20 protein-coding genes and 2 pseudogenes are annotated in these 23,300 nt (G+C 56.1%); 10 read left to right on the top strand and 12 right to left on the bottom strand.

Annotation, left to right across the window (positions count from 1 at the left end; translation table 11 throughout):
- Together ACR0DX_RS22160 and ACR0DX_RS22155 are read right to left on the bottom strand one after the other, a co-directional pair.
- Positions 1 to 408, bottom strand: a pseudogene (locus ACR0DX_RS22160) (hypothetical protein); the annotation flags it as partial.
- A 615-nt stretch (positions 409 to 1,023) separates the two neighbouring features.
- Positions 1,024 to 2,076, bottom strand: coding sequence for a hypothetical protein (locus ACR0DX_RS22155; RefSeq protein ID WP_170356249.1), 1,053 nt, complete (start codon positions 2,074 to 2,076; stop codon positions 1,024 to 1,026).
- A 289-nt stretch (positions 2,077 to 2,365) separates the two neighbouring features.
- Between ACR0DX_RS22155 and ACR0DX_RS22150 the strand changes: the two genes are divergently transcribed.
- Together ACR0DX_RS22150 and ACR0DX_RS22145 are read left to right on the top strand one after the other, a co-directional pair.
- Positions 2,366 to 2,605: a hypothetical protein gene (locus ACR0DX_RS22150; RefSeq protein WP_170356250.1), complete on the top strand. Its 240-nt coding sequence runs from the start codon at positions 2,366 to 2,368 to the stop codon at positions 2,603 to 2,605.
- Positions 2,605 to 3,126 (top strand): annotated as a pseudogene (locus ACR0DX_RS22145) (flavin reductase family protein). The gene ACR0DX_RS22150 and the pseudogene ACR0DX_RS22145 overlap by 1 nt, the downstream one beginning before the upstream one ends.
- Positions 3,127 to 3,528: 402 nt before the next feature.
- On the opposite strand, the gene ACR0DX_RS22140 reads toward ACR0DX_RS22145, so the two are convergent.
- The gene (locus ACR0DX_RS22140) at positions 3,529 to 4,896 is read right to left on the bottom strand and encodes a sensor histidine kinase (RefSeq protein ID WP_353392314.1); all 1,368 of its coding nucleotides are present in this window, start codon (positions 4,894 to 4,896) and stop codon (positions 3,529 to 3,531) included.
- Positions 4,893 to 5,561 carry a response regulator transcription factor gene (locus ACR0DX_RS22135; protein WP_170356252.1) on the bottom strand — a complete coding sequence of 223 codons (669 nt, stop codon included), beginning with the start codon at positions 5,559 to 5,561 and terminating at the stop codon, positions 4,893 to 4,895. The genes ACR0DX_RS22140 and ACR0DX_RS22135 overlap by 4 nt, the downstream gene beginning before the upstream one ends.
- A 139-nt stretch (positions 5,562 to 5,700) precedes the next feature.
- On the opposite strand from ACR0DX_RS22135, the gene ACR0DX_RS22130 reads away from it, so the two are divergent.
- The 5 genes from ACR0DX_RS22130 to ACR0DX_RS22110 all read left to right on the top strand — a co-directional run bounded on the left by ACR0DX_RS22130 (position 5,701) and on the right by ACR0DX_RS22110 (position 11,259).
- Complete coding sequence (locus ACR0DX_RS22130) at positions 5,701 to 6,789, top strand: tricarboxylate transporter (protein WP_480847433.1); 1,089 nt, start codon at positions 5,701 to 5,703, stop codon at positions 6,787 to 6,789.
- Between the two features lie 76 nt (positions 6,790 to 6,865).
- Complete coding sequence (locus ACR0DX_RS22125) at positions 6,866 to 8,896, top strand: tripartite tricarboxylate transporter permease (RefSeq protein ID WP_170356254.1); 2,031 nt, start codon at positions 6,866 to 6,868, stop codon at positions 8,894 to 8,896.
- A gap of 10 nt (positions 8,897 to 8,906) precedes the next feature.
- On the top strand, positions 8,907 to 9,995 hold the full coding sequence (locus tag ACR0DX_RS22120) for a 4-oxalomesaconate tautomerase (protein ID WP_170356255.1): 1,089 nt from the start codon (positions 8,907 to 8,909) through the stop codon (positions 9,993 to 9,995).
- Between the two features lie 50 nt (positions 9,996 to 10,045).
- Positions 10,046 to 10,282 (top strand): hypothetical protein, encoded by a 237-nt coding sequence (locus ACR0DX_RS22115; protein ID WP_170356209.1) that lies wholly within the window; start codon positions 10,046 to 10,048, stop codon positions 10,280 to 10,282.
- Entirely contained in the window at positions 10,279 to 11,259 is a 981-nt protein-coding gene (locus tag ACR0DX_RS22110; protein ID WP_170356256.1) for a D-2-hydroxyacid dehydrogenase family protein, read from the top strand. Before ACR0DX_RS22115 ends, ACR0DX_RS22110 begins: the two co-directional genes overlap by 4 nt.
- Here the strand turns inward: ACR0DX_RS22110 and ACR0DX_RS22105 are convergent.
- The gene (locus ACR0DX_RS22105) at positions 11,228 to 12,292 is read right to left on the bottom strand and encodes an AbrB family transcriptional regulator (protein ID WP_170356257.1); all 1,065 of its coding nucleotides are present in this window, start codon (positions 12,290 to 12,292) and stop codon (positions 11,228 to 11,230) included. The genes ACR0DX_RS22110 and ACR0DX_RS22105 overlap by 32 nt on opposite strands.
- 78 nt (positions 12,293 to 12,370) lie before the next feature.
- Between ACR0DX_RS22105 and ACR0DX_RS22100 the strand changes: the two genes are divergently transcribed.
- From ACR0DX_RS22100 to tcuB, 3 genes are read left to right on the top strand one after another with little or no spacing between them, the layout of a single operon-like run.
- Complete coding sequence (locus ACR0DX_RS22100) at positions 12,371 to 13,051, top strand: GntR family transcriptional regulator (protein ID WP_170356258.1); 681 nt, start codon at positions 12,371 to 12,373, stop codon at positions 13,049 to 13,051.
- Between the two features lie 11 nt (positions 13,052 to 13,062).
- Positions 13,063 to 14,457, top strand: a complete 1,395-nt coding sequence (gene tcuA / locus ACR0DX_RS22095; RefSeq protein WP_170356259.1) for an FAD-dependent tricarballylate dehydrogenase TcuA — start codon at positions 13,063 to 13,065, stop codon at positions 14,455 to 14,457.
- Positions 14,447 to 15,547 carry a tricarballylate utilization 4Fe-4S protein TcuB gene (gene tcuB / locus ACR0DX_RS22090; protein WP_170356260.1) on the top strand — a complete coding sequence of 367 codons (1,101 nt, stop codon included), beginning with the start codon at positions 14,447 to 14,449 and terminating at the stop codon, positions 15,545 to 15,547. Before tcuA ends, tcuB begins: the two co-directional genes overlap by 11 nt.
- A gap of 399 nt (positions 15,548 to 15,946) precedes the next feature.
- Here tcuB and ACR0DX_RS22085 read toward each other — a convergent pair whose 3' ends face one another.
- The 7 genes from ACR0DX_RS22085 to ACR0DX_RS22055 form a co-directional block, all read right to left on the bottom strand.
- Positions 15,947 to 17,440 carry a cryptochrome/photolyase family protein gene (locus tag ACR0DX_RS22085; RefSeq protein WP_170356261.1) on the bottom strand — a complete coding sequence of 498 codons (1,494 nt, stop codon included), beginning with the start codon at positions 17,438 to 17,440 and terminating at the stop codon, positions 15,947 to 15,949.
- Positions 17,441 to 17,549: 109 nt separating this feature from the next.
- Positions 17,550 to 18,782, bottom strand: coding sequence for an FAD-binding domain-containing protein (locus tag ACR0DX_RS22080; RefSeq protein WP_480847426.1), 1,233 nt, complete (start codon positions 18,780 to 18,782; stop codon positions 17,550 to 17,552).
- Positions 18,779 to 18,910, bottom strand: coding sequence for a DUF2256 domain-containing protein (locus ACR0DX_RS22075; protein WP_214648703.1), 132 nt, complete (start codon positions 18,908 to 18,910; stop codon positions 18,779 to 18,781). The genes ACR0DX_RS22080 and ACR0DX_RS22075 overlap by 4 nt, the downstream gene beginning before the upstream one ends.
- A gap of 2 nt (positions 18,911 to 18,912) precedes the next feature.
- Positions 18,913 to 20,409 (bottom strand): FAD-binding domain-containing protein, encoded by a 1,497-nt coding sequence (locus ACR0DX_RS22070; protein ID WP_480847436.1) that lies wholly within the window; start codon positions 20,407 to 20,409, stop codon positions 18,913 to 18,915.
- A 140-nt stretch (positions 20,410 to 20,549) separates the two neighbouring features.
- Positions 20,550 to 21,002: a TspO/MBR family protein gene (locus ACR0DX_RS22065; protein WP_170356264.1), complete on the bottom strand. Its 453-nt coding sequence runs from the start codon at positions 21,000 to 21,002 to the stop codon at positions 20,550 to 20,552.
- A 42-nt stretch (positions 21,003 to 21,044) separates the two neighbouring features.
- Entirely contained in the window at positions 21,045 to 21,383 is a 339-nt protein-coding gene (locus ACR0DX_RS22060; RefSeq protein ID WP_170356265.1) for an aggregation factor core, read from the bottom strand.
- 280 nt (positions 21,384 to 21,663) lie between these two features.
- On the bottom strand, positions 21,664 to 22,971 hold the full coding sequence (locus tag ACR0DX_RS22055) for a DUF3179 domain-containing (seleno)protein (protein WP_480847423.1): 1,308 nt from the start codon (positions 22,969 to 22,971) through the stop codon (positions 21,664 to 21,666).
- Between the last annotated feature and the right edge of the window lie 329 nt (positions 22,972 to 23,300).

The following is a 23,300-nucleotide window of genomic DNA, read 5'->3' as shown; positions in this document are numbered from 1 at the left end:
CCCAAGGTATCTGCCCGCCTTTTCAGCGGGTCGCGGAACAAAAGCGTGTTGATCAGGCAATTCAACCAACCCGGTTCGAGTCTCCATATCTCCCATCGCGCGTTCAACTATCGGCCTTGGCAGCTCTGCCAGGCAAGGGCGCGCACCGACATTGATGTTGGCATGCTCCCGCAAGATTGCGCGACACATAGCGCCAGCCACAAACGGTGCGTGCCCTTTCTCCGCGATCAACTTCCATGTGTGGGTTATAAGATGCCCATCGAGCTTTCCGGAAACACTCAGCTCCATGCCGCAGCGATCGCTTCCGAAGGGATAGAGCGCCTTAGAGAGCAGGTGGAGTGCGGAATAGGCCATGCCCGGCAGGATTGGAATGTCGATCAGGTCGATCTCATCCAGACCGTCGATCAAGTCTTTGACGATGCATGAGGATAGGCAGGGTACACTGGATGCACCAGACAGCACAAAAACGCCTGCGGCTGCCCGAGGGGGAAGGCAGCGTCTTATCCCTGATGGAAAGGGGGGGCGGCTTGTCCAAATCCCGCAGCCCCAAAAACAATTGCGGCGGTGCAGACCTCGCCGGTACTTTTTGCGCCAGACGCGTTGCCATTCTAATGAATCGGGGGAAAGCTAACCTTCGCTGCGCTTGGCAAATGGATTGTCGTTTCCAAGAAATCGGACGTTCCGATCAAGGTCTTTGCTTCAGTGCCTGCTACACTGGACGACATTGGAGTGATGCACTTGGTTTACAAAGCTCAACTTGGCTCAGGCATCTGTCCGATAGCTCAATTTGCAGAACTGACAGTACAAGTGGCAGTTTCGGTGTAAAATCTTCGTTTAGTCAGAAACTTCGCAACAGATCCCGCCCGTGACCCTGGGATCGTCGAAAACGTGCTTTGTGGCCACCATTGCCCTCAGTCTGACGACACATGGCACGCGACGGCGCAGAGGGTCCTGGACTGGCTAAGCCGTAAGGCTTAAGCGATGCTGCTGGTTCTCTGGCCCCCCCAAAAAAAGCCTCGGGGTTCACTGGTTTGAAGAGATATTGGTTTCAATAACAAATCGGGTCACTGGATCGGTGTCTTCGTTCTCCAGTATCGCCAAAAGCTGATCATCCAATTCTGCGAAATTCCAGTTACGAGCGGCGATAGCGATATCCAACGCCAAGTCGCCGCTGCTATTCAACTCAGTGGAAAAGACTTCAACAATTTGGCCTCGAAGGCTTGGGAGAGCCGTGCCGCCATCCGCTAATGCCCGAATAAGATCGCGCTTGCTTTCCAAGTTCCGGTTCTTCATTTTCAGCGCATTATCGATGGCTTCCACTGCATGCGATCGATCGACTTCAATTCCGGCCAGCGCCCATTCGTATGCGTAACCTCCACTGGAACGCAATGCGCGTGGGTACCGAGACCTAACGACTGAAACCGCCTCGGCATCTCCTGTCTGCAGACCCAACAGTCGAATCGAGACAGGAACAAAACTGATACGGTAAATATTGCGAAACTCGTTCAGCAGCTGATCTTTTGGCACCCTTGGGCGAAGTGAATGGACTACAGAATACGGCGCTCGATCCATCTCAATCAACGCAGTGTCGCGCAATACGGGGTCATCGGAGGTTATGTGATGAATAAAAAACGCGGCACGCTCTGGAGAATTTACATCATAAGGTTGCCAGATTTTTGCAGCAGTTTCAAGGCTTTCCAGAAACTTCTCTCTTTCGGGGGTCAGTGTGAAAATTCTCTTCCAACTGCGCGAAAAACTGCGGCCCGCGCCATCTTTTTCGACAGCTCCGTAAGTAAAGAGAATGCGCATTTGCGGATCAGTGCGAAAGGCCGCCCGGGTTGTGCTGTCGATGAGAAACGGAATCTCGGGCGCTCGATCGAGGCGCTGTTGGGTCCCTTTGATCAGCTTCACCGGGGCAAAGCTAAATGGATTTTTGGCGGACGGAGCAGCCAATACGATGATCTCGGCCCCGATCAAATGATCAGCAAGCGATGCGTTTGGCAACGTGACGCAAACCGGGCAGGCGCGCGCAGAGTGAGGGTGCGAAATTGCCGCCAGAAATGCGCCGATGACCAATAGGGTCAGACTCGAAAACCGGATCAAACACCCCCGGAAAGTGCACAGAAGACCGTTAGGGCCCCAAAATGAAGCGTTTTGGTTGAGCACTTGGAGCGCCTCCGATCCTGAACCGACGCATACGTCGAACAATTGTCCGGTTATGTGCTTATAGCACTGATCAAAGCATCTGGATCAAGCCTGGCGGTCTGAAGGGTTCCTAAACATTTGGAGCCTGCAACCGCTGCATCAGGCAATTCCATTAACAGAAAATTTGGACTAACGTATGCCAAAAAGGAATGGGGCAGCCATGGACATTCGCCAAGTTGAAGCTTTTCAGGCGGTCATGACCTATGGCACGACTGCTCTTGCGGCGGCCTCAAAGGCGATCAAAGTCTGCAACAGCGGCAGCGGACGCCGCATTCGGTTGCTGTCAAGCCAACCGGTTCAAGTCTTGACAATACACCGATCCGAAGAAGTTCCAGTTTGTTTTAAAGGGGATGTCGCATCACATCCCTGCATAAGTTTTCGTTGGGCAAAGCTTAAGTAATTCGTTCCTGTGATCAAGGCGGTCGCACCGGCAGAAGGGTTCGAAACAGAAAGGGGCGAAATGCTGGCCCTGACCGAATTCACAAACGCAATGCGCAAAGCGGCGAAAACCGTCCCTATGGCGCCACCGTCAGCGCGGTTTGTTCCCTAACGGCGGCGCCACCAGCAGTGTTGATTTGTATCAACAAGAAAAGCCGCATTCTGGGGATTATTTAGGAACACGGTGTTTATTGCGTCAACCACATCGCGCAGCAGTATGACAAGCTGGCGCTTGCCTTTGCCGGTGCTCCCGCATTCGTGGTTCAGCGTAATTTCGCATCTGTGCGTTGGAAGGTTGATCAACATACAGGCCTGCCGGTTCTATCTGGCGCCACAGCAATTTTTACTTGCCTGCACATCCAAACGGTTTCCTTCGGCACGCACCGCATTCTGATCGGCAAGGTCGAACGCGCCGAAAGCTCTGAGGCAAAACCGCTGGCGTATTGGGTTGGCGGCTTTCGATCGCTGGCCGATCCCGAATAGACCAGCTTTCGACGGCATTGGCGAATGTACATGGAACATAGTTGTTTAACATACGATAGGACTGGCAGGAAAGTTCAACCTGCCGTCGCATCAATGTCTCTACACACCGCAACAAGGGAAGTTCGCGACGAATGATCGAAAGACCGTTTTTTCCACGAGGCAGCCTTTCGTACTCGTTTTACTGAATGACCACTACGCAACAAGAGATCGCTTCACATAAAACCGCTTCAACGGTGTTCGCGGTTCGTTACGATCTGGCCAATCATCCAATGGTTGCGAATCCGGCCATTCAGGGCGCTGTGCGACGACAATTGCAATGCGTAACGGAGAGGTACTTAGTTGCATTAGTAAAGAATGCGCTTTGATCATGAAGTGTTTCGGGCTCCTAAAAACCGAAACGACTTACAGGACTATTGGGAGCTCAAGTGTAATGCTCGCTCCTTTTTCGACTTGATTGATTGCGACCGTTCCTCGATGGCGCTCCGCCACCGCTGAAACAATTGACAACCCTAAACCGCTGCCTTGGGAATACTCCAGCTGCGAAAACCGACTGAATGCTGCTTCGCTTTGGTCGGGTGAAAGACCTGTTCCGTCATCGGCCACCGTTAGCTTGACGTGCCCGCCATCACAGCGCAGCGTGACAGAAATTCGGCTCAACTGAGTACCACCGTGCTTAACTGAGTTGTCCAGCAGGTTTTTTATGGCCTCAGTCAAAAAGACCTGATCTCCTGAAGCCATAATTGCCGAGCCCGGCATCGACACCTCAAAATCGATCCCTTTTGCGAGGATGTGCACCCCCATTTCCGCGCAAGCCTCTTCGACGACCAAGCGGAAATCAATCTTCTCCATCTGATCTTGATGCGTAGGTTGCCGTAGGCGTTCCAATGACAATAACTGATCCGCGACTGTGGCCGAATTCTTTGCGGCTGCCACAAGCTCGACAATGCGTTTGGCCCTGTCCTCATCCGTTTTTGCATCGCGCAGTGCCTCGGCCATGGACTGGACTGCGGCTGCCGGATTTCGAAGTTGATGCGCGGCTTCAGAGATAAACACTTGATGGGCGTTAATGCTGTGTTCGACCTGCCCAAACAGTCGGTTCAGTGTTCGGACAATTCCATGCACTTCGACAGGGACCGGGCGTTTGATCTGGCTGAGGTCGTCGGGTGAGCGAATATCAATGGCGTCCTGTAGATCCAGCAACGGCCGCAAGCCGCGCGCGACACCGAACCAGACGACAACGGCAAGAGTGGCCAGAAGTATCCCCATCAGAATCGCGGCGCGGATCGACAGTTCATTGGCAAAGTTGTTGCGATCCGCGAGACGTTGCCATGCCGTGACCGTCGCATCGCCCGCCAGATTACCCAGTGTAACCCGTTCGGTCATTTTCAGCACACGCACCGGCTCGCTGCGGTAGACAGCTTCGAAAAAATGCGGTTGGTAAATGTCTTGCTCCGACGGTTTTGCTGTGGCCGGGGGATACGCGTACCCGGTCACGTAAATACCGCCGGGTCCGGTCACGTGATAAAAAATCTCTCCGCCTGACGCGTCGCGGATCAAGCTGCGCGTGGTGGGCGACAAGGCATCGCCTTCTGACACCGCCACATCGCGTGAAATGGCCAGACCGGCGGACAACAGGCTGTCGTCAAAAAGCTCCTGTGCCGTTTGTTGAGCAACCGTGTAGCGCCAGTACCCAAGCAGGATTGCGAGCAGCACCAATGGCGTCAGGATCAGAATGAAAAGCCTAAGCCTGAGCGAACCGTGCCGGATCACTTTTTCACCTCAAGCAGATATCCAAGGCCACGGGCCGTCTTGATCTGGATGCCAAAATTCTGAAGGCGCTTTCGCAGTCGTGACACATGCGGCTCGACGGCTGAATCGTCAACATCGGCGCCCACGCCGTAGACGTAGTCGGTCAACTGACTTTTGGGGACGATCCGGCCACGTCGTTCCAACAGGCATTCAAGCACTGCCATTTCCCGACGCGGCACATCGAGCACTTGGCCCTTTGCGCTGACCTGCCGGGCGGTGCGGTCGAATTCCAGTTCTCCGATGGTCTCACGCGTGCCGTATTCCAGTTGTTTGCGGCGGGACAGGGCGCGGATGCGGGCCTCAAGCTCGTCCATCTCGAAGGGCTTCACAAGGTAATCGTCTGCGCCCATATCCAGGCCCGATACGCGATCGCTGGTCTCGGTGCGCGCGGTCAGCAGGATAACAGGCGCACTGTCGCCCCGATGGCGCAGCGACCGCAAGATCTCAAGACCTGACCGACCCGGCAGGTTGATGTCCAGAACGATCAGATCTGCACCTTCCTGTTCCAGATACAGATCGGCGGCATCGCCATCTGTCAACACGTCAGCGGCATGGCCCCGATCCCGCAGGCGATAGGCAATGGCGTTAGCAAGGGTCTCATTGTCCTCGACGATTACGATCCGCATTCGGGCTCCTGCAAGTTTCGCGCAAGGTTGGCGCTCCATGATTGCCAGATGGGAGGGGGAATCAACCCCACAGTTCTATTTGCGATCACGGTAGCGCGGAGGGCGTCAACGTGGTTGTCTGGTCAACAGGGAGGAACCAATGGCCATTTCCAACTTCACCCGTCGCGCCGTCGTGGGGCTGATCGCCGCCGCCGGACTCGCCGCGCCTTCCGCTGCCGAGGTCGATTTCTCGGGCAAGACCATCGAATGGGTCATTCCGTTCTCGGAAACGGGCGGGTCGGCCAAATGGGCCAACTTCTTTGCCCCGCTTCTGTCCGAGGCGCTGCCAGGTCAGCCAACCGTCGTGGTTAAATTCATGCCCGGCGCAGGATCGACCAAGGGTGCTAACTGGTTTCAGGAGCAGAGCCATGACGACGGCACGCTGCTGTTCGGCACCTCTGGCTCGACACAGTTCCCTTACCTGCTGAGCGACCCGCGTGTGCGCTATGAATACAACGATTGGATTCCGGTTATGGCGTCGGGCACCGGCGGTGTCGCCTATCTGAACGCCGAAGATGGGGCCAAGTTTGATGGTTCCGCCAATGCGCTGAAAGACACCAATTTCATCTACGGCTCGCAGGGCGCGACCCGTTTAGACCTTGTGCCGCTGCTGGCCTGGCAGATGCTGGGCATGAATGTTGAGCCGGTCTTTGGCATTAAGGGCCGCGGTGATGGCCGCCTGATGTTCGAACGTGGTGAGGCCAATATCGACTACCAGACCTCCTCCGGCTATCTGGGCGGCTCGGCCCCACTGGTTGAGGCTGGTCAAGCTGTGCCGATGATGACGTGGGGTGCGCTGGACGCCGATGGCAACATCGTGCGCGATCCGACCTTCCCAGACATTCCGACTTTCAAGGAGGTCTGCGAGGCCACCGATGGCTGCGAAACCAGCGGCGAAGCATGGGACGCATGGAAAGCCTTCTTTGTGGCAGGTTTCCCGGTTCAGAAGCTGGCCTTCCTGCCCGGTGACACGCCGCAAGAGGTCGTCGACGCCTATACCGCAGCGTTCCAAGCTGTGACCGAGCGGGGCGATTTTGCCGATATCTCCTCGAAGCGCGTTGGTAAGTATCCGGTGTTTGTAGGTGACGGTTCGAAAGCGGCACTGCAGACTGCGACAAAAGTGGATGACAATGCCAAGCAATACGTCCTGAACTGGCTGAAAGAGGCCTACGGCGTCGAACTGAATTAAGCCGACACGTCGTCGCGTGCCCAACGAAGGGCGCGCGCTTTTCTAAATACAAGACAATTTATGAAAGGCGGCCGCTATGGAGGTTTTCGCCACCGCTCTACCTGCGCTCAGCGACGCGTGGGGTCTGATCCTGCAACCCATCGTTCTGGGGTATCTCATTCTCGGCGTCGTTATGGGGCTGGCCGTGGGCGTCTTTCCGGGCCTCGGTGGCATCGCTGGCCTTTCGCTGCTGCTGCCTTTCATGTTCGGCATGGACCCCATCTTGGGTCTGGCCCTGATGATAGGGATGGTGGCGGTGGTTCCGACCTCTGACACCTTTGCATCAGTTCTTATGGGTATCCCCGGTAGCTCAGCCTCGCAGGCAACCGTGCTGGACGGCTTCCCTATGGCGAAAAAGGGCGAGGCTGCGCGGGCCCTGTCAGCGGCCTTTGCTTCATCGCTTTTCGGCGGTTTGGTCGGCGCAACTTTTCTGACCATGTTCATCTTGGTCGCGCGGCCCATCGTTCTGGCCTTTGGTCTGCCCGAGATGCTGATGATCACCATTCTGGGCTTGTCGATGGTTGCCATTTTGGCAGGACGCATCCCACTGAAAGGCGTCGCTGCCGCCGGTCTGGGCCTGATGGTTGGCACGATTGGTGAGGCTGACGCGGGCGGCTCACTGCGCATGGCGACCTATGACATTCCCTACCTGACGGACGGTCTGAAACTGGTCATCGTGGGATTGGGTATCTTTGCCGTGCCCGAGATCGTTTCACTGCTGCGGCAGGATCGGTCAATTGCCAAAGGAGCCTCGCTGGGCGCCGGTTGGTTGGACGGGGTCAAAGACTGGTTCGCCAATATCTGGCTGTCGGTTCGTTGTTCGATAATCGGTGTGGTTGTTGGGGTCATTCCGGGCCTCGGTGGCTCGGTTGTCGACTGGATTGCCTACGGTCACTCGGTGCAATCCACCAAGGACAAGAGCAATTTCGGCAAAGGCGAAGTGCGCGGCGTCATCGGTCCGGAAAGCTCGAACAACGCCAAAGAGGGTGGAGGGCTGGTGCCAACTCTGCTGTTTGGCATCCCTGGTTCAGGCTCGATGGCGATTTTCATCGGCGCGGTGGCTTTGCTTGGGTCGGGCGATATCGAGGTCGGTCCGAGCATGCTCAAGGACAATCTCGACATCACTTATTCGATCGTCTGGCTGCTGGCGTTGGCCAACGTCGTCGGGACCATCCTGTGCATCGCGGCCTCGGGCGGGATCGCCAAGCTGACTACGATCCGTTTCACCTATCTGGCGCCGTTCCTGTTCATGTTGATCAGCTTTGCGGCGTTCCAGTCCGGCCAAAACTTCGAAGACTTGCTGGCCCTGTTCGTGATCGGCCTGATCGGCATCTTTTTACGCCGTTTCGACTGGTCGCGCCCGGCCTTCCTGATCGGTTTCGTTCTGTCGAACCCGGTTGAGAAGTTCACCAACCAGGCATTCCAGATCGCCTCGTTCAGGTTCCGTAAGAGCTTTGGCGAAGGCATGGAATACGTCTTCAGCCCCATCGTGATCGTCCTGATCGTGGTCACTGTGGTGTCAGTCATTCTGGGCATCCGACAAGCCAAGATGATCATGTCCGAAGGTGACGTTCACGCAGGTACCAAACGCGCGCCGCTTATCTTTCTGCTGGTGATCATGGCCTATCTGATCGTCGCTTTGGTCAACGCCAACATGATCCCCGACTACAACATGACCGACAAGATCATCCCGCTGGTGATCGGCAGCGTCTCGCTATTCTGTTGCGTGATCCTTCTGATCCAGATGATGCGACGTCCCGAAGGTGACGCGATCTTTGCCGACAAGGAAATCGCCGGTGAGGACGCCAGCGCCCCCCATGGTCTGTGGTCAACGCTGGGGTGGTTCGCCAGCCTGATCGCAGCAACCTGGGTGGTGGGCTTCATCCTCGCTCTGCTGGGCTTCCTGATAGCGTTCTTCCGCATCCGCGCCGGGGCAAGCTGGCAGATGACACTGATCCTGACCGCCTGCGGCATCGGTTTCATGTGCCTGATGGCGGGCGCGCTGAACCGCGATTTCCCGCCGGGTCTGTTGCAAGACATGGTCAGCCTACCCTGGCCGTTGAAGTGAGGGATTCAAAATGACTCAAACCGCAATCCCTTACATCTTCATGCGTGGTGGTACGTCAAAAGGTCCGTATTTTCGCCGCTCAGATTTGCCCGAGGATCTGGACACGTTGGCCGAAGTGCTGATCGCCGCCCTTGGTTCCGGGCAGTCGCTGAACATCGACGGCATCGGCGGCGGCGCGGCGGTGACTACGAAGGTCGCGATTTTATCGGTCAGCGAGGATGACTGGGCCGATATCGACTATTTCTTCGCGCAGGTCTCGGTCGAGGACAAGCTGGTCGATTTCAAACCCACCTGTGGCAATATCCTGTCCGGCGTTGCCCCTGCGGCTATCGAGATGGGGCTGTTCAATCCGCAAGGCGATGAAACCGAAATTCGCATTCGGGCCGTCAACACTGGGGCTCGGGTTGTAGCCAAGGTGAATACACCCGGGGGCGAATTGACCTATGAGGGCGATGCGGAGATTGCCGGTGTTCCCGGTCATTCAGCGCCGGTGCAGCTGAGCTTCATGGGCGTGGTAGGCTCGGCCACCGGAGCGTTCCTGCCTACGGGCAACCTGCGCGATACTGTTCAGGGCATCGAACTGACTTGCATGGATGTCGCCATGCCGATGGCCATCGCCCGCGCCACCGACTTCGGGTTGACGGGTTATGAAAGCGCTGAAGAGTTGGACGCCGACAGAAATTTTTTTGACCGAATGGAGGCTGTTCGGATTGAGGCTGGGCAACAGATGGGCATGGGAGATGTGTCCAAGTCAGTGACACCCAAATTCGGCCTAGTCGCGCCTGCCAGAGACGGCGGAACGCTTGCAGTGCGGTATTTCATGCCGTGGAAGACCCACCCGACTATGGCTGTTACCGGGGCACAGTGCATGGCTTCTTGCGCTTTAACGCCCGGGACTGTTGCGGACGGTTTGCTGGATCGTCCGACTAATAGCCCGGCTGAAGTCATTCTGGAACACGCTTCGGGCAAGATCGACGTGCTGGTGGACTTCTCCACCGCCGACGGGTTCTCGGTGGACGCGGCGGGCCTAGTACGGACCGCGCGCAAGCTGGCGGACGGGCATGTTTATGTGCCTAAGTCGGTTTGGAACGGGAGTTGATCAGGTGTCATACAAATAGTATACTGTGGTATACATAATGGGAGGACGCGATGGACAACTATTCGGAATGCCTCGCTATCGCGCGTCAGGAACTCAGGTTGGCGCAGTTGGCTCTTCGGCGGGACATCGCGGACTACCCGACACCGATTGCTGGCTGCGATGAGCAGTTCAACCATCTGCTGGATCAAAGCGAACGGGTCCGCAATGCACTTGCTGCTCTCGACACATGTCATTTTGTCCCGACGCCAAGAAAACTCAACACCGGGCAGGGTATAGAAAGCCGATGAAGGTCCACATTCTTGATGATTGGTTTGACACGCTGCGCGGCGTGCCTTGCTTTGATAAACTCACCGGTCATGAGGTGACGGTATGGACGGATCATGTCGAAGACACTGACACTCTGGCCGAGCGACTGCAGGACGCGGAGGTGCTTGTCCTGTTCCGTGAACGTACCAAAGTCACCCGCGACTTGCTGGAGAAATTACCGAACCTGAAACTTATCAGTCAGCGCAGCGTTTATCCTCATGTCGATGTCGAAGCCTGTACAGATCAGGGTGTGTTGTTGTGTTCGAACATGCATGGTGGGACGCCGTCCTACGCCGCAGCCGAACTCACTTGGGCACTGATCATGGCCGGGATGCGAGACTTGCCTGCGCAGATGGCCTCTGTCAAAGCGGGGCATTGGCAGGCCGGAGTTGGCAAGACCCTGAGAGGGCGGCAGTTGGGGCTGTATGGATATGGCCGTATCGCCCGCGCTGTTGCTGGCTACGCCGAGGCATTCGGGATGGATGTGGTCTGGTGGTCTTCGGATGCAGGCCGGGCACGCGCGCAGGCAGACGGCGTTCAGGTCGCGCTCAGCCGCGAAGCGTTCTTTGCCGACAGCGATGTTGTCTCGGTCCACGTCCGCCTGAAGCCCAACACGAACGGTATCATCACAGCGTCAGATTTTTCGCAGATGCAACCGGGCGCGATGTTTGTGAACACCTCCCGGGCCGGGCTGATCGCTCCGGGTGCTTTGTTGGACGCGCTGAACGCCGGTCGCCCGAGGAAGGCCGCAATTGATGTCTTCGATACCGAGCCGCTCACGGACCCGAATGACCCTTTGCTATCGCACCCAAACTTGATTGCGACGCCGCATATAGGTTTTGTGACCGAGGACGAATTCGACCTGCAATTCGCAGATATTTTCGATCAGGTGAATGCCTATGCTGAAGGTGCCCCTATTCACATGATCAACCCCGAGGTTTGGACCAGCGCAGGATAAGATTGGCCGCTATGGGCGCGCCGATGATAACCAGCACGATCCTTGTCAGATGGTGGGTGATCACAAAGCCTAGATCCGCGCCCGAAACGATGGCCAGTACCGTCATCTCGGCCTGTCCACCGGGGGCAAAGGCCAAGAATGCCTCGACCGGTTGACCCAGTCCCAGCGCGGTGACAACGGCGGTGAAAACGGCTGCAAGGATGGCAAGGACAATGACATAGGCGAAGCCTGCTGCAACCACCCGGCGGAGTTCGACCCATGTGACGCCAACGAATTTCACGCCTATCCCGCAACCGATAAAGAACTGCGCCGCAAGAATGGCCTCGCGGGGTGGTCGGGTATGAATGAAATCCGCCAGTGACAGGGCTGCCGTCAGGATCATTGGCCCGAGGATGGATGCCCCGAACAGACCGATCCGCTCACCGCCTTTCCAGCCTATAAGGGCGGCCAGTACCATCAGCGCCAACTCATGCATCGGCAGGTCGCGCGCAGGCTCTCCGATTGGGTTGGTGAGTTGAGCATCGTAGAACACCGTCAGAAACAGCGGGGCCAGCGTTACGATGATCAGCACGCGCGTACCGTGGATCAGGGATAGCGTACGCGGGTTGGCGCCAGCTTCGGTCCCAAAAATGATCATGTCCTGCAGTCCGCCTGGCATGGCAGCGTAAAACGCCGTCGTGGAGTCAAACCCCCAAAACTTGCGAAAGAAAGGCACTCCGACCAACGCGATCAGCAGGATGAAGAACGGGACCAGTGCGATAGACGCCGCCATCTTCGGCAATTCTACAAACAGGGCAGGGGTTATCGAAGCCCCAACTGCAACGCCGAGGATGGTGCGCGCTGCAACCGAGACCTGACCAAAACCTTCCATTGGGGCATGCACCAGGGCGGCTATGAGACACGCGCTCATTGGGCCGAACAGAAAGGGTAGCGGCAGATTCAATGCCAAAAATATGCCGTTGCCCAGCAGTGCAAGGACCAGTGTTACGGCCCGCTTTGTCAGGAGAGAAGGTGTTTTGTCTTGGGTGGGCAAGGCGCGGCTTCCAACAATATTGACTCACTATGTATCCAAATGTATACAACTGGACGCAAGAAGACAAGTGAGTGCTCGATGACCATTCAAGACGACCCCTTACAGCCTGGCCCACAAGGTAATTCTGCGTATCAGCGCTTACTGGACGAGATTCGCGAGGGCACACTGCTGCCTGGCGAACGCCTGCGTGAGATTGAGCTGTCAGAACGATTAGGAGTCAGCCGCACACCGGTGCGGGAGGCTATCCGTCAGTTGGAGGCCGACGGGCTAGTCACTCATGTGCCCCGGCAGGGCGCAACCGTACGCAGCCTCGATTACGCCGAAGTAATGGAACTCTATGAGATGCGCGCGGTGCTCGAGGGAACTGCGGCCCGTTTAGCAGCGCGTGCTGCGTCGGATGTCGAATTGGACGAGTTGGGCGTTTTGAACGATCGCTTGGCCGAGGCAGGCACCGGCTCGGAGGCGGCTCGGATCAACCGGATTTTTCACGCCACACTTTTGGATGCGGCAAAGAATCGGTTTCTTGCCAAGTCTATGTTGTCTTTGCAAAAAGCGCTGTTGATCCTCGGACCATCTCAATTGCTGGACGGTGATCGGGCCGAGACAGCAGTGGCAGAGCATAAGCGTGTCATGGCTGCCTTAAAAGCCCGCGATGGTGCAGCGGCTGAAACAGAGATGCGCGCGCATATTCAGGCCGCACAACGGATGCGTATTCGGGCGTTGCAAGAACGCGACCGGACAACAGATGAAAATCAATAGGTAGACAGGATATGGCAACCCAAAAGGAAGCTTATGATATCGCTGTGATCGGCGGTGGGAATGCAGCCCTTTGCGCGGCGATGACTGCTGCCGAGGCAGGCGCCCGTGTTCTGATCCTGGAGACGGCACCAAAACCCTATCGTGGGGGGAACTCACGCCATACGCGCAATTTTCGTTGTATGCATGGTGCTCCTCTGGGCCCTCTGATCGAAGAATATAGTGAAGATGAGTATCTTGAAGATCTGCTCAAGGTCACTGGCGGCAAAACCGACGAACATCTTGCTCGCCTTGCGATCCGAACCTCCGAGGAATGCCTGCCGTGGATGGAAGAACACGGCGTGCGGTTCCAACCCTCTCTGTCTGGGACACTGTCGCTGGCGCGGACCAACGCCTTCTTCATGGGGGGTGGGAAGTCTCTGGTGAACGCCTATTACCGAACTGCCGCGGGTTTGGGTGTCGATGTTCTGTACGAAGCTGCTGTCACGCATCTGGAGTTGAATGGTGATCGGATCGAGTGGGTCGACTACACCTATGAGGGCCAGTCTCATCGCATCACGCCCAAGGCGGTCATCGTTGCCTCGGGTGGGTTTCAGGCCGACACCGACTGGCTGACCCGTGCATGGGGTGAGCCTGCCAAGAACTTCCTAATCCGGGGTACTCCATACAACCGTGGTGTGGTTCTGTCCGATCTGCTGGATCAAGGTGTGGACAGTGTCGGCGATCCGACCCAGTGCCACGCCGTTGCCATCGACGGGCGCGCGCCGAAGTTCGATGGCGGCATCGTCACCCGCCTGGACTGCGTGCCGTTTTCAATTGTCGTGAACAAGAATGCCGAGCGGTTTTATGACGAGGGCGAAGACGTTTGGCCCAAGCGCTATGCGATTTGGGGGCGTCTTGTCGCGGCCCAGCCGGATCAAGTTGGCTATGTGATCATCGATGCGAAGTCGCTGAACCTGTTTATGCCCTCGGTCTTTCCACCGCTAAAGGCGGACACCCTGGAAGAACTGGCTGGAATGATGGACCTGCCCGCCGACAAGATGAAGGCAACTGTTGCTGAATTCAACGAAGCATGCGGCGACACCAGTGGATTTCATCCAACCGAGTTGGACGGAGTAACGACCTCCGGTCTGACCCCACCCAAGACCAACTGGGCCCGCCCGATCTCCGAACCGCCATTCTATGGTTACTCGCTGCGCACTGGCGTGACCTTCACCTATCTGGGGCTGAAGGTCGACGACACAGCGCAGTGCTCGACCCCCAGCGGCAAGATCAAAAACCTATGGGCCGCGGGCGAGACGATGGCGGGTTCGATCCTGGGGCAGGGGTATCTGGCCGGCTTCGGTATGACCATCGGAACCGTTTTTGGACGTATCGCAGGACGTGAGGCTGCAGCCTATGCAAACTGATCTTATTCAAGAAGCCCGCCGTCAGGCAGAGATCTGCAACGCCTGTCGCTACTGCGAGGGTTATTGTTCGGTCTTCCCGTCGCTGCACGCGGAACGCGCGTTCTCGGATGGGGACATCACGCAACTGGCCAACCTGTGCCACAACTGCAGGGGGTGCTACTACGCCTGTCAGTACACAGCTCCGCACGAGTTTGACCTGAACCTGCCGAAAGCACTGGCCGAAGTGCGGAGGGACAGCTGGGAAAGCTTCGCTTGGCCACAGCCTCTGGCACGCCGGTTTCACACTCACGGCGGGGCCATTGCCTTGGCACTGGTGATTGGATTTGCCCTGTTGTTCTGGGCAATTCGTGCCATCGGGTCAAGCGGAGGAGAGGGGTTCTATACCGTCCTGTCCCACAATGCGATGGTCGCAATCTTTGCGCCTGCATTCTTGTTGCCACTCTTTAGCTTGGCTATCAGCCTGAGGCGCTATTGGACGGAGGTTGGTGGCAAACCTATCCAAATGTCTGATCTGACAGCTGCGTTCAAACGCGCTGGCAAGATGCAGGACTTGGCCGCAGGCCACGGCGAAGGTTGCAATTTCGAGGACGAAGACCGATTTAGCCACGCCCGCCGCCACGTGCATCATGCAATCATGTACGGGTTTTTGCTGTGTTTTGCCTCAACCTCAGTAGCTACGATCATGCACTACGGGTTCGACCATCACGCACCTTACGGGTTCTGGTCATTGCCAAAGCTGTTTGGCGTACTAGGGGGCGTTTTGCTTACTGTCGGTTGCTGCGCGATGGTCCTGTTGAAACAGAAGTCGGACCGCAATCTTGGCGACGTCTCAGCTTGGGGCGGAGATATCGGGTTCATCTTACTGCTTGGCTTTGTGGCGCTAAGCGGGCTTGTTCTCTACGCTTTCGGTTGGTCGGCAATTATGCCTGTGTTGCTTGCTGTCCATCTTGGATCGGTCCTGGCGCTCTTCCTCCTTACGCCCTACACAAAAATGGCTCACGGTTTCTATCGGCTTGCCGCCCTGGTCAGGGATGCGCAACGGAAAAGAGAAGCGTCCGTAGCCCGCCAGCAGCCCACATCTCCTGCCTGACGCGAAAGAAAATGCAATTGAATCGCATTCGATATCGAATAACGAAGTGTTGCGGCAATGTGGGTGGCGTACAGTGTTGGAGAAGGATCTGTTTGCGTTGATCCTGACTTCCTTTTGGGCAAATTAAGAGCTGATTTGCAGATCAGACGCCGAAGGCGACTGTTACTGCTGATCTGTCACGTGGCGAACGCGGATGGGGGCGAGGCAATGCTATTCGACAATATTTGTGCAGCCCGAAGGCGCAGCTGAGCACAAGGTATTGTCAAATAGGGTTGCCCGAGGGAGAAGGCAGCGTCTTCGTTCGGTCGCCTATGGCTCAGATGGTTGGCTGTTTATCTTTCCTAGGATGGATTTCCTAGTAGAACCGGGTAATTCATAGATCAATGCCCGATAGCTCTTTCAGGGCTGCTGATCCAGGAAAGCACCTGCAACGCTTAGATGTTTGTCCTTGATCTCCGCATTCATCCGCCTTGCTGCTCGACACATCATTGACCAGCGCGGATTGTGTGCAAGCTTACCCAGATGTTTGAAGATAAAACGCCAATACAGGCCATCCCAGACCTCTGCCCAAGGTCCTTTGCTCCAATGACTCATCTTTCGGATGTAGTTTGAACCCGAAAAATAGGGTTTGGTGGTGATAAGCCCGCCATCGGCATGCTGGCTCATGGCATAGGCGTTTGGGACCATGACCCAGTCATAGCTGTCTACGAACATCTCCATGAACCAGCGATAGACCTCATCAGGGTCGATCTCGCAAAGGAACATGAAACCACCCAGCACCATCAGACGTTCGATGTGGTGGCAATAGCCGGTCCGCAGAATGCGCCTGATTGTGTCGTCAATCGGGTCGATACCCGTGGTGCCATCGTAAAACGAGGCGGGCATCTTACGGCTGTGGCCCCAATGATTTGTGGTCCGCATGCCGCCGCCGAGGTCTTCATAGGTGGCGCGCATGAACTCTCGCCAGCCTATGATCTGTCGGACAAACCCCTCGACCGAGTTGAGGGGGATACCCCGTGTCTGCGCATGTTCAAGCGTCGCGTCCAGTACTTGTCTGGGCGTCAGCAGCCCGATGTTCAGCGCGGGGGTCAGAACGGCGTGCCACAACCAGCTTTCCCCTTCGACGATGGCGTCTTCGAAGTCCCCAAACCGATCAAATCGACGTTCCAGGAATTGTTTCAACCAATCCGCAGCCGCTCTGTGGGATGTCGGGTAGTAGAGCGTGTCCAACGATCCGAGCGCATCCGGAAAATCTGCGATCACACTATTCTTTGCAGCGTGATCAATGCCGTCATGTGCTGGCCAATCAATCCAGGGCAGACTCCCGAGCATCGCTTTGGGAACCTTTTTGCGATTGTGTTCGTCAAAGCTCCAATGGCCACCCATAGGTTGATCACCGTCCATCAAGACATCCAGACGACGGCGCTGGCTTTTGTAGAACTCGGCCATGAACCAACGTTTGCGGCCGTTGATCCACTCAGCGTTATCTGTTGGTGTGTTCAGAAAGCCGGGTGATGGGCGTATTTCCAGAGAGATGCCCACGGCCTCTGCAGCCTTTTTCAAGCGGCTTTGAGCGATGAAGTCCACTGGGTCGGCCATCACCACGCGATCGACACCGTCCCTGGCAAGCTGTTGAAACAGACCTAAGCACGCATCTGTTCGCTTCTCATAAAGGTAGATATCGGCGTTCAAGCCTTTGGCAATCAAATCCTGATGATAGCGTGCCATGCTGGCGCGATGGAGCCAGAGCTTTTGCTTATGCATCCGCGCAGGATATCTCGCATCGCCAAAGAAGAGCGGATCTTCGAACAGAATCACCTGATCCGCGGGCTCTGAAAAACCCGGATGATCGGCAAAAAGCTGGTTGGGCAGAAGGATCGTGGCAATGGGCATGGTCGCTCCGGAGCGCTGTATTTACCAACGAACTATGCCGCGTGGCTCCTTTGGCAAATGGTTGTTCATTTGTCGGGTCGGCGATCGTCGGCTATGCGGCGGCGCCGCTTCATCGCAATAAGTTAAGATTTGCTAGAATGGTGGGGATCTTCGTTTTCAACTTGAAGAAGCCCGCATCGGCGTAGGGCCAAGCGATACTATCGAGGTTGCGTCTTACCCGATGCAGTAGCACGCCCGCCTCGGCCAATTTGGATTCGGCTCGGTCCAGACGCGCCCGTACGGGACCAATAGGTGGATAGGCGGTGGCGACGGTTCTGACCCCGATCCGCTGGGCGGCTGCGAGGATTGGGACACTCCAGTCATCGGCGGATTGAGGCTGCACGTCAGTGCTCGCCAGAATGCCTCGCAATGCGTCCTTCGTAAATCCTTGCGCCGCCTCGCCAATTGGCTGCGGAGACCGACCTTGAGTCGCCAGCAGACCCAACACACCTGCCGGTTCGTGCGGCATAATATCGGCACTACTTAGATCTTCTTCGGTCAGCAAAAGCAAATAAGGTCCCGAAGGTGGCGCGTTGCATGGCGCGATTGGTCGCCTTGGGTGATCGGCAGTTTCAGTCAAAGGATCAGCCACTCGTGCAAGACCTGTCGGACTAAAGCGACCGTTGGTATACTTCTCTATGTTCTCGGCGCGGGCCAGGTAGGTTTTGCCTTTCGTGTGCAACCCAGCGACCCATCGCCAACTGAGTGTATTCGACGCCGGATCACCATCGAGCAAATGCCTGAGAAAGAAATCCGCACCCAGTTCCCATGGCAAGCGAAGCGTAAAAATCCAGATCGACGCCATCCACATGCGCGCATGGTTGTGCAAATATCCCGTTCGGATCAGCTCTGTCGCCCAGTGATCGAAACAGTCGATTCCGGTCGCGCCGGACACGGCCTGGCTGTAGGTCAACTGCAGGCTTGGATCAGATTCCAACGCTTGATAGCTTTTGACCAATTCGAATTGGTACATGGACCAGACACTGGGTCGTTGTTCCAGAAAGCCCTTAAAACATGTGCGCCAAAATACCTCTTGCACGAATTTCTCAGCCTGCCCGAGGCGATGCGAGGCTAGTACACGTATCAGCACTTCTTCTTCAGTTATGAGCCGATGCCGTATCCAAGGTGACAAAGCCGAAACATTCGTGCGCCGTTCAGCGCCCAAGTCGTAGTTTCGCGTGCTTGCGTAATGGCGACCGGTGCGCGCCGCAAAGCGCTCAAGACGTTGCAACCCGGCTGCACGTGTTGGGGTGAACGCGATCGGTTCGTCGCTCAAGGCTAGTCCCGGAAGCACTCCGCTCATGGCGCTCGCCGACACCGGGCCGAGCAATAGCGGACTTCATTCCAAACCTTCGCCCATTTCTTGCGCCATGTGAACGGACGACCGCATCTGGTGCAGGTTTTCTGGGGCAGATCAGATTTCTTACGCATTTTCATAGAGCATCTCCGAAGGGCAGGCTCAATTGGGTTGCAGTGTCCTTTTTCGAGCGTTGTTTGCGGTTTGTCTTTCGGCTGGCGTGTTTGGTAACAATCGCTTGGGCCTCCGAGCGAAACTCGGGGCCACGTCGCACTGCCCAGACTCGTTCGCGTGCGGCTTTTGCCGCCGCAAGGTGGTCAAAAACACGAACAGGATAGCGCCGCCCGATCACTTGGGTTGAAGCCTCATACTTCCAAGGCTCATGAATGTATCTATCGGGAATTTCAGCAAGTTCAGGCAGCCATCTTCGGATGAATATCCCAGCCGGGTCCTGATCATATCCTTGTTTGACCGGGTTGTAGATGCGCACTGTATTGATGCCCGTAGTGCCCGATTGCATCTGGACCTGGCTCCAATGTATGCCAGGTTCATAGTCGGTGAACATACGCGCCAGATGCAGTCCAGGTGCACGCCAATCCAGCCATAGATGAAAACTTGCCACCGCCATTACCATCGCGCGCATCCGAAAGTTAAGCCATCCCGTCGCCTGTAGAGATCGCATACATGCATCCAAAAACGGATATCCGGTTTCCCCCGCACTCCATGCTCCCAGAAGCTCGGTGCTTGGGGTTTGCGGACGCAGACCGTCGTAAACCGAGTGCAAGTTCTCAAATTCGATCAGGGGGTCGCCTTCAAGCTTTTGGATAAAGTGACAATGCCAGTGCAGCCGACCAGAGAAAGAGCGCAAAGATTTTTGCCAGTTTCGCGTCCCTTGCGGAAGGCTCCGACGACGCGCGTCGCAGGCTTGCGTAACCTCGCGCATCGAATGAGCACCCCATGCGAGATACGGAGAAAGCCGGGAGCACGCCTCTGCACCCGACACCGGGCTGGACATCTCGCACTGATAGTTCTCACCGCGACTGGCCAGAAAGCTAGCAAGGCGCTCCAAACCGGCACGTCTACCCCCGGCCTGACGTTGGGGGCAAGGATCGCTAGCCAAGCCCAGATCGCGTGCCGTCGGTATGTGCCCGAGTTCAAGGTCAATTGGCGGCAATGCGGGCACAGGTGTGATTGGCTCAGCCATAAGCCTGTCCCAGCGGGTCGCCCACCCATCCCGCGATCTGAGTTTTCGCCAGACGCCATGGTTTTGTACTTCGGTCCAGGGCACCCCCTGTTCACGGCACCATGCGGCAACTTTCAGATCTCGCTGATAGGTCCAATCGTTTCCGGTCTCTTCGTGAGACCAAAGAGCGTGCAACAGCCCGGCCTGCTTTAACTCATCCAAAATGTCTACAATTGGACCGAACCGCAGAGCCAAAGGCTGGCCTAACCGAGCAAGATCTGCCCTTAATTCTGCGAGTGTTTCAGAAACAAAACTCCAGTGCCTTGCGGAGGCATCCGGTTGTTTCCAAAGCTCTGGTTCGACAACGTATATTGGCAAAGTTGGTCCAAGCTGAGCGGCTCGTGCCAGTGCCCGATGATCTTCCACACGCAAGTCCCGTTTGAACCACACCACTTGCACTTGCCATGCCCTCACTCACTTATTGCGTGATGCAGATATAACTAGCCCGCACCAAGTACCTGTCCAAGTGAACGGGTTCTGGCTTCCGTGAAGCAGTCAGACGTAGGTGGTGGTACGCACTCTGCTTGTGTTCAATTCAAAATCGCGATCAATAGGTTCAATGCCGAAGCTAAGGCTACCCAGGCCAGATACGGTAGAAAGGCCAACATTGCGATCGGATCTGATCTGCGCACCTGTTGAATGAAGGCGACAATCACGATCAACAGCGATAGAATGACAACGAAGGCGAACCAAGGCAGATGCAACACGAAGAAGACTGGCGACCATAGGAAGTTCAAGCCCATTTGCGCCCCCCATAGCTTCATTTTGACAGAGCTTTTATCCGCCTCGAACTGACGCCATCCCACCCAGGCGATCAGTACATAGAGCAGCGACCAAACCGGAGCAAAGATCCAGTTGGGCGGGTTGAACACGGGTTTGGATAGGTTCGCGTACCATGCACCTGGTGCAGTCAGTGCTCCTATCAGGATGCCACCACCCAACACGAGGACTAAGAAGCCAACCCGTATCAACAGTTTTGTCATCTTTGAAACCTCATTCGTATGACTTAACCACACGAACGGCCATCAGCAATCTGGGATCGACAGCAAGGTTTGCGCGTCAGAAGAGAAAACCGCGTTACTGCTTTCACCTTCTTTCGCATATGTCACTTTGGCGCCGGCAATCTCTGAACCGCTGACAGTGATCTCCCTCTGACCGATGGTGTCATCGACGTCGATGGTAAAGGAAATACTGGATCCGATCTGGAGGTCAATGAAGTCCTGTCCGTCCACAACCGAAGGCACATCGAGCAAAGCTTCTGCGCCATCGATAACTTCAAGAGGCTGGAACACCTCAACCCCTGCGCCAGCCTCTGACACATCAAAAATCAGACGGCCGGAAGATGGCGAAAGGTCTACTTTCAAGGTTGAGGAACCCAGATCGCACCCTCGACAAAGCGCACCTCAAGTCCAGCATGGAGCGCTCCGGTCGAAAGAAAGCTAATGGCCGTTGCCAGCAAGTATGAACGAAAAATCGCGACCTCTTAATTGCCTCTATACGTACATTACGCCCCACGCAGTTCTCTGGATCTCGAATTTGGCCCCATCTTTCAGATAATCAGCAAGTTGCCACTTGCGGCCCGTTCCGGACCTTGACCGATGCGCTTGCCGATGCTGTGCAGCTCTCACGAAGCAAACGTTCACTCTATTCGGTCCATAAAACGGTCTCCGAGTAAAACTGGGACCAAGCAAACCAAAAGGCCTGATGGCTCAAACGTTCGTCGCCGTTTAATCCGATGGCCCTTACACCCCCTGCAAATAGTTCCAATCTCACGTCTTCAAACGCGACGTCTTGCCCTGCAACCAATGCAGCCACGGCTGTTGCACGGGGAAAGGCGACTGGAGTTCCGTTGGCCGTGATTGTGCCGATGATGTCTTCGTGCACAGGCAGCCGCGGATCGACGTCCCCTATCGGGAATATTGGGCCATTCGCGTCGCGTGTTTCGCGCAGGTTGAAGTCGCGACCTAGGGCCAAAGCTTCAACCAGGACCGTTGTGTTCGGATAAGCCTCGCGCCAAGCACCCCAATCAGTCGTGATAACCGTTGCTTGTTCCAATTGGAGCCCGATATCCGCCAATGGGCCCGTCACGGCCTTGCCAAGGAATGTGTCAAAAACAGAATGTGTTTCGGTGTCATACATGACTTTGTTCGAGCGGATAAGCAGGCCAGACGTTCGTAAAATGGGCCGCTTCACGCCTGCCGGTAATCGATCAGTAAAGTAGGCTTGTGCGGCTCCGCAGAGCGTGCAGTAGGGAATGCCAAGATCACGCCCCCCGAGTGTGTCATTCACCATTTCACGTACTTCCATTATCCTGCGAGGATAGGCACGCGCCTGACCGTTCACCACGATGCCGAAGATGACATCATCATCTTCCAACCAAGTCGCCTCGGCTGCGGTACTGATCTCGGGATTATCGAGGGCAGGGATGCAATGGCAGACATCATCAGTCGAGTCATAGGGACGCGCATCAATGTTAACTCCGCCCCAATCCACGAGTTGCCATGCGATATCTCCCTCGACAAAGATTTTGTCCCAACCGGAAACATAGTTGGTGAAGACATGGCGCTTATGGGCGAGGTAGCCCGGATAGGCGGGAATGTCCCACGCGATCATCTTGTTGATAATCTCCGGGCGCCGAAGTCCGGTATTCAAAGGAATGTCGAGGATCGTCGCCGCAGCCCGCGTTAGCGCAGCGTAGAATTCTGGCCTCCAAGCAAAACGCTGCATGTCGGTGATGATCCAAACCAGTCGAGGATCATACGTTTGCGCGATTGTATCAAAGGCCGCAGCATTTGCAGGGTCCCATGCGGCCTGCGCCACTGCGATCGATAATATCTCTTCCAACGCCTCTTTTACAGAAGCGTCCAGAGGTCCTTCCTGGATCGTCGGTGGTGCCCCAAACTCAGCCGTCACATAGTCCCGCGACGGCCCGACTGCCTGCGACCAAAGCATGTCGGAAGCGAAACAGAGTACGACGGCAATAGCGAACAGATGGCGAAGCATATTAGTTCCTTCGAAGGGAAATCCCTTCGGAGATACTAAGCCGGGAATACAGGATGGTGGCTTCACGTTTGCATTAGGCTGCAGCAAACCTGACATTTGAGGTCCCCACTCAGCGGCCCTCAAACGGCCAACGTTTGTTATTGACACTACGGCCGCAGCCGCAAAGCTGACATTGACGCCATTGCAGCGTTTATTTGTTGGGGCCGCAGGATCACCACACCTGTCTGCCCATACAGAGTAAGCAGGAGTACCAATTGGCCAACAATTGGAGGTTTGAC

It is taken from the genome of Ruegeria sp. D3 (assembly GCF_056534465.1).
Note: the sequence above shows the minus strand (reverse complement) of the source record. Positions and strands in the feature narration are given on the sequence as shown.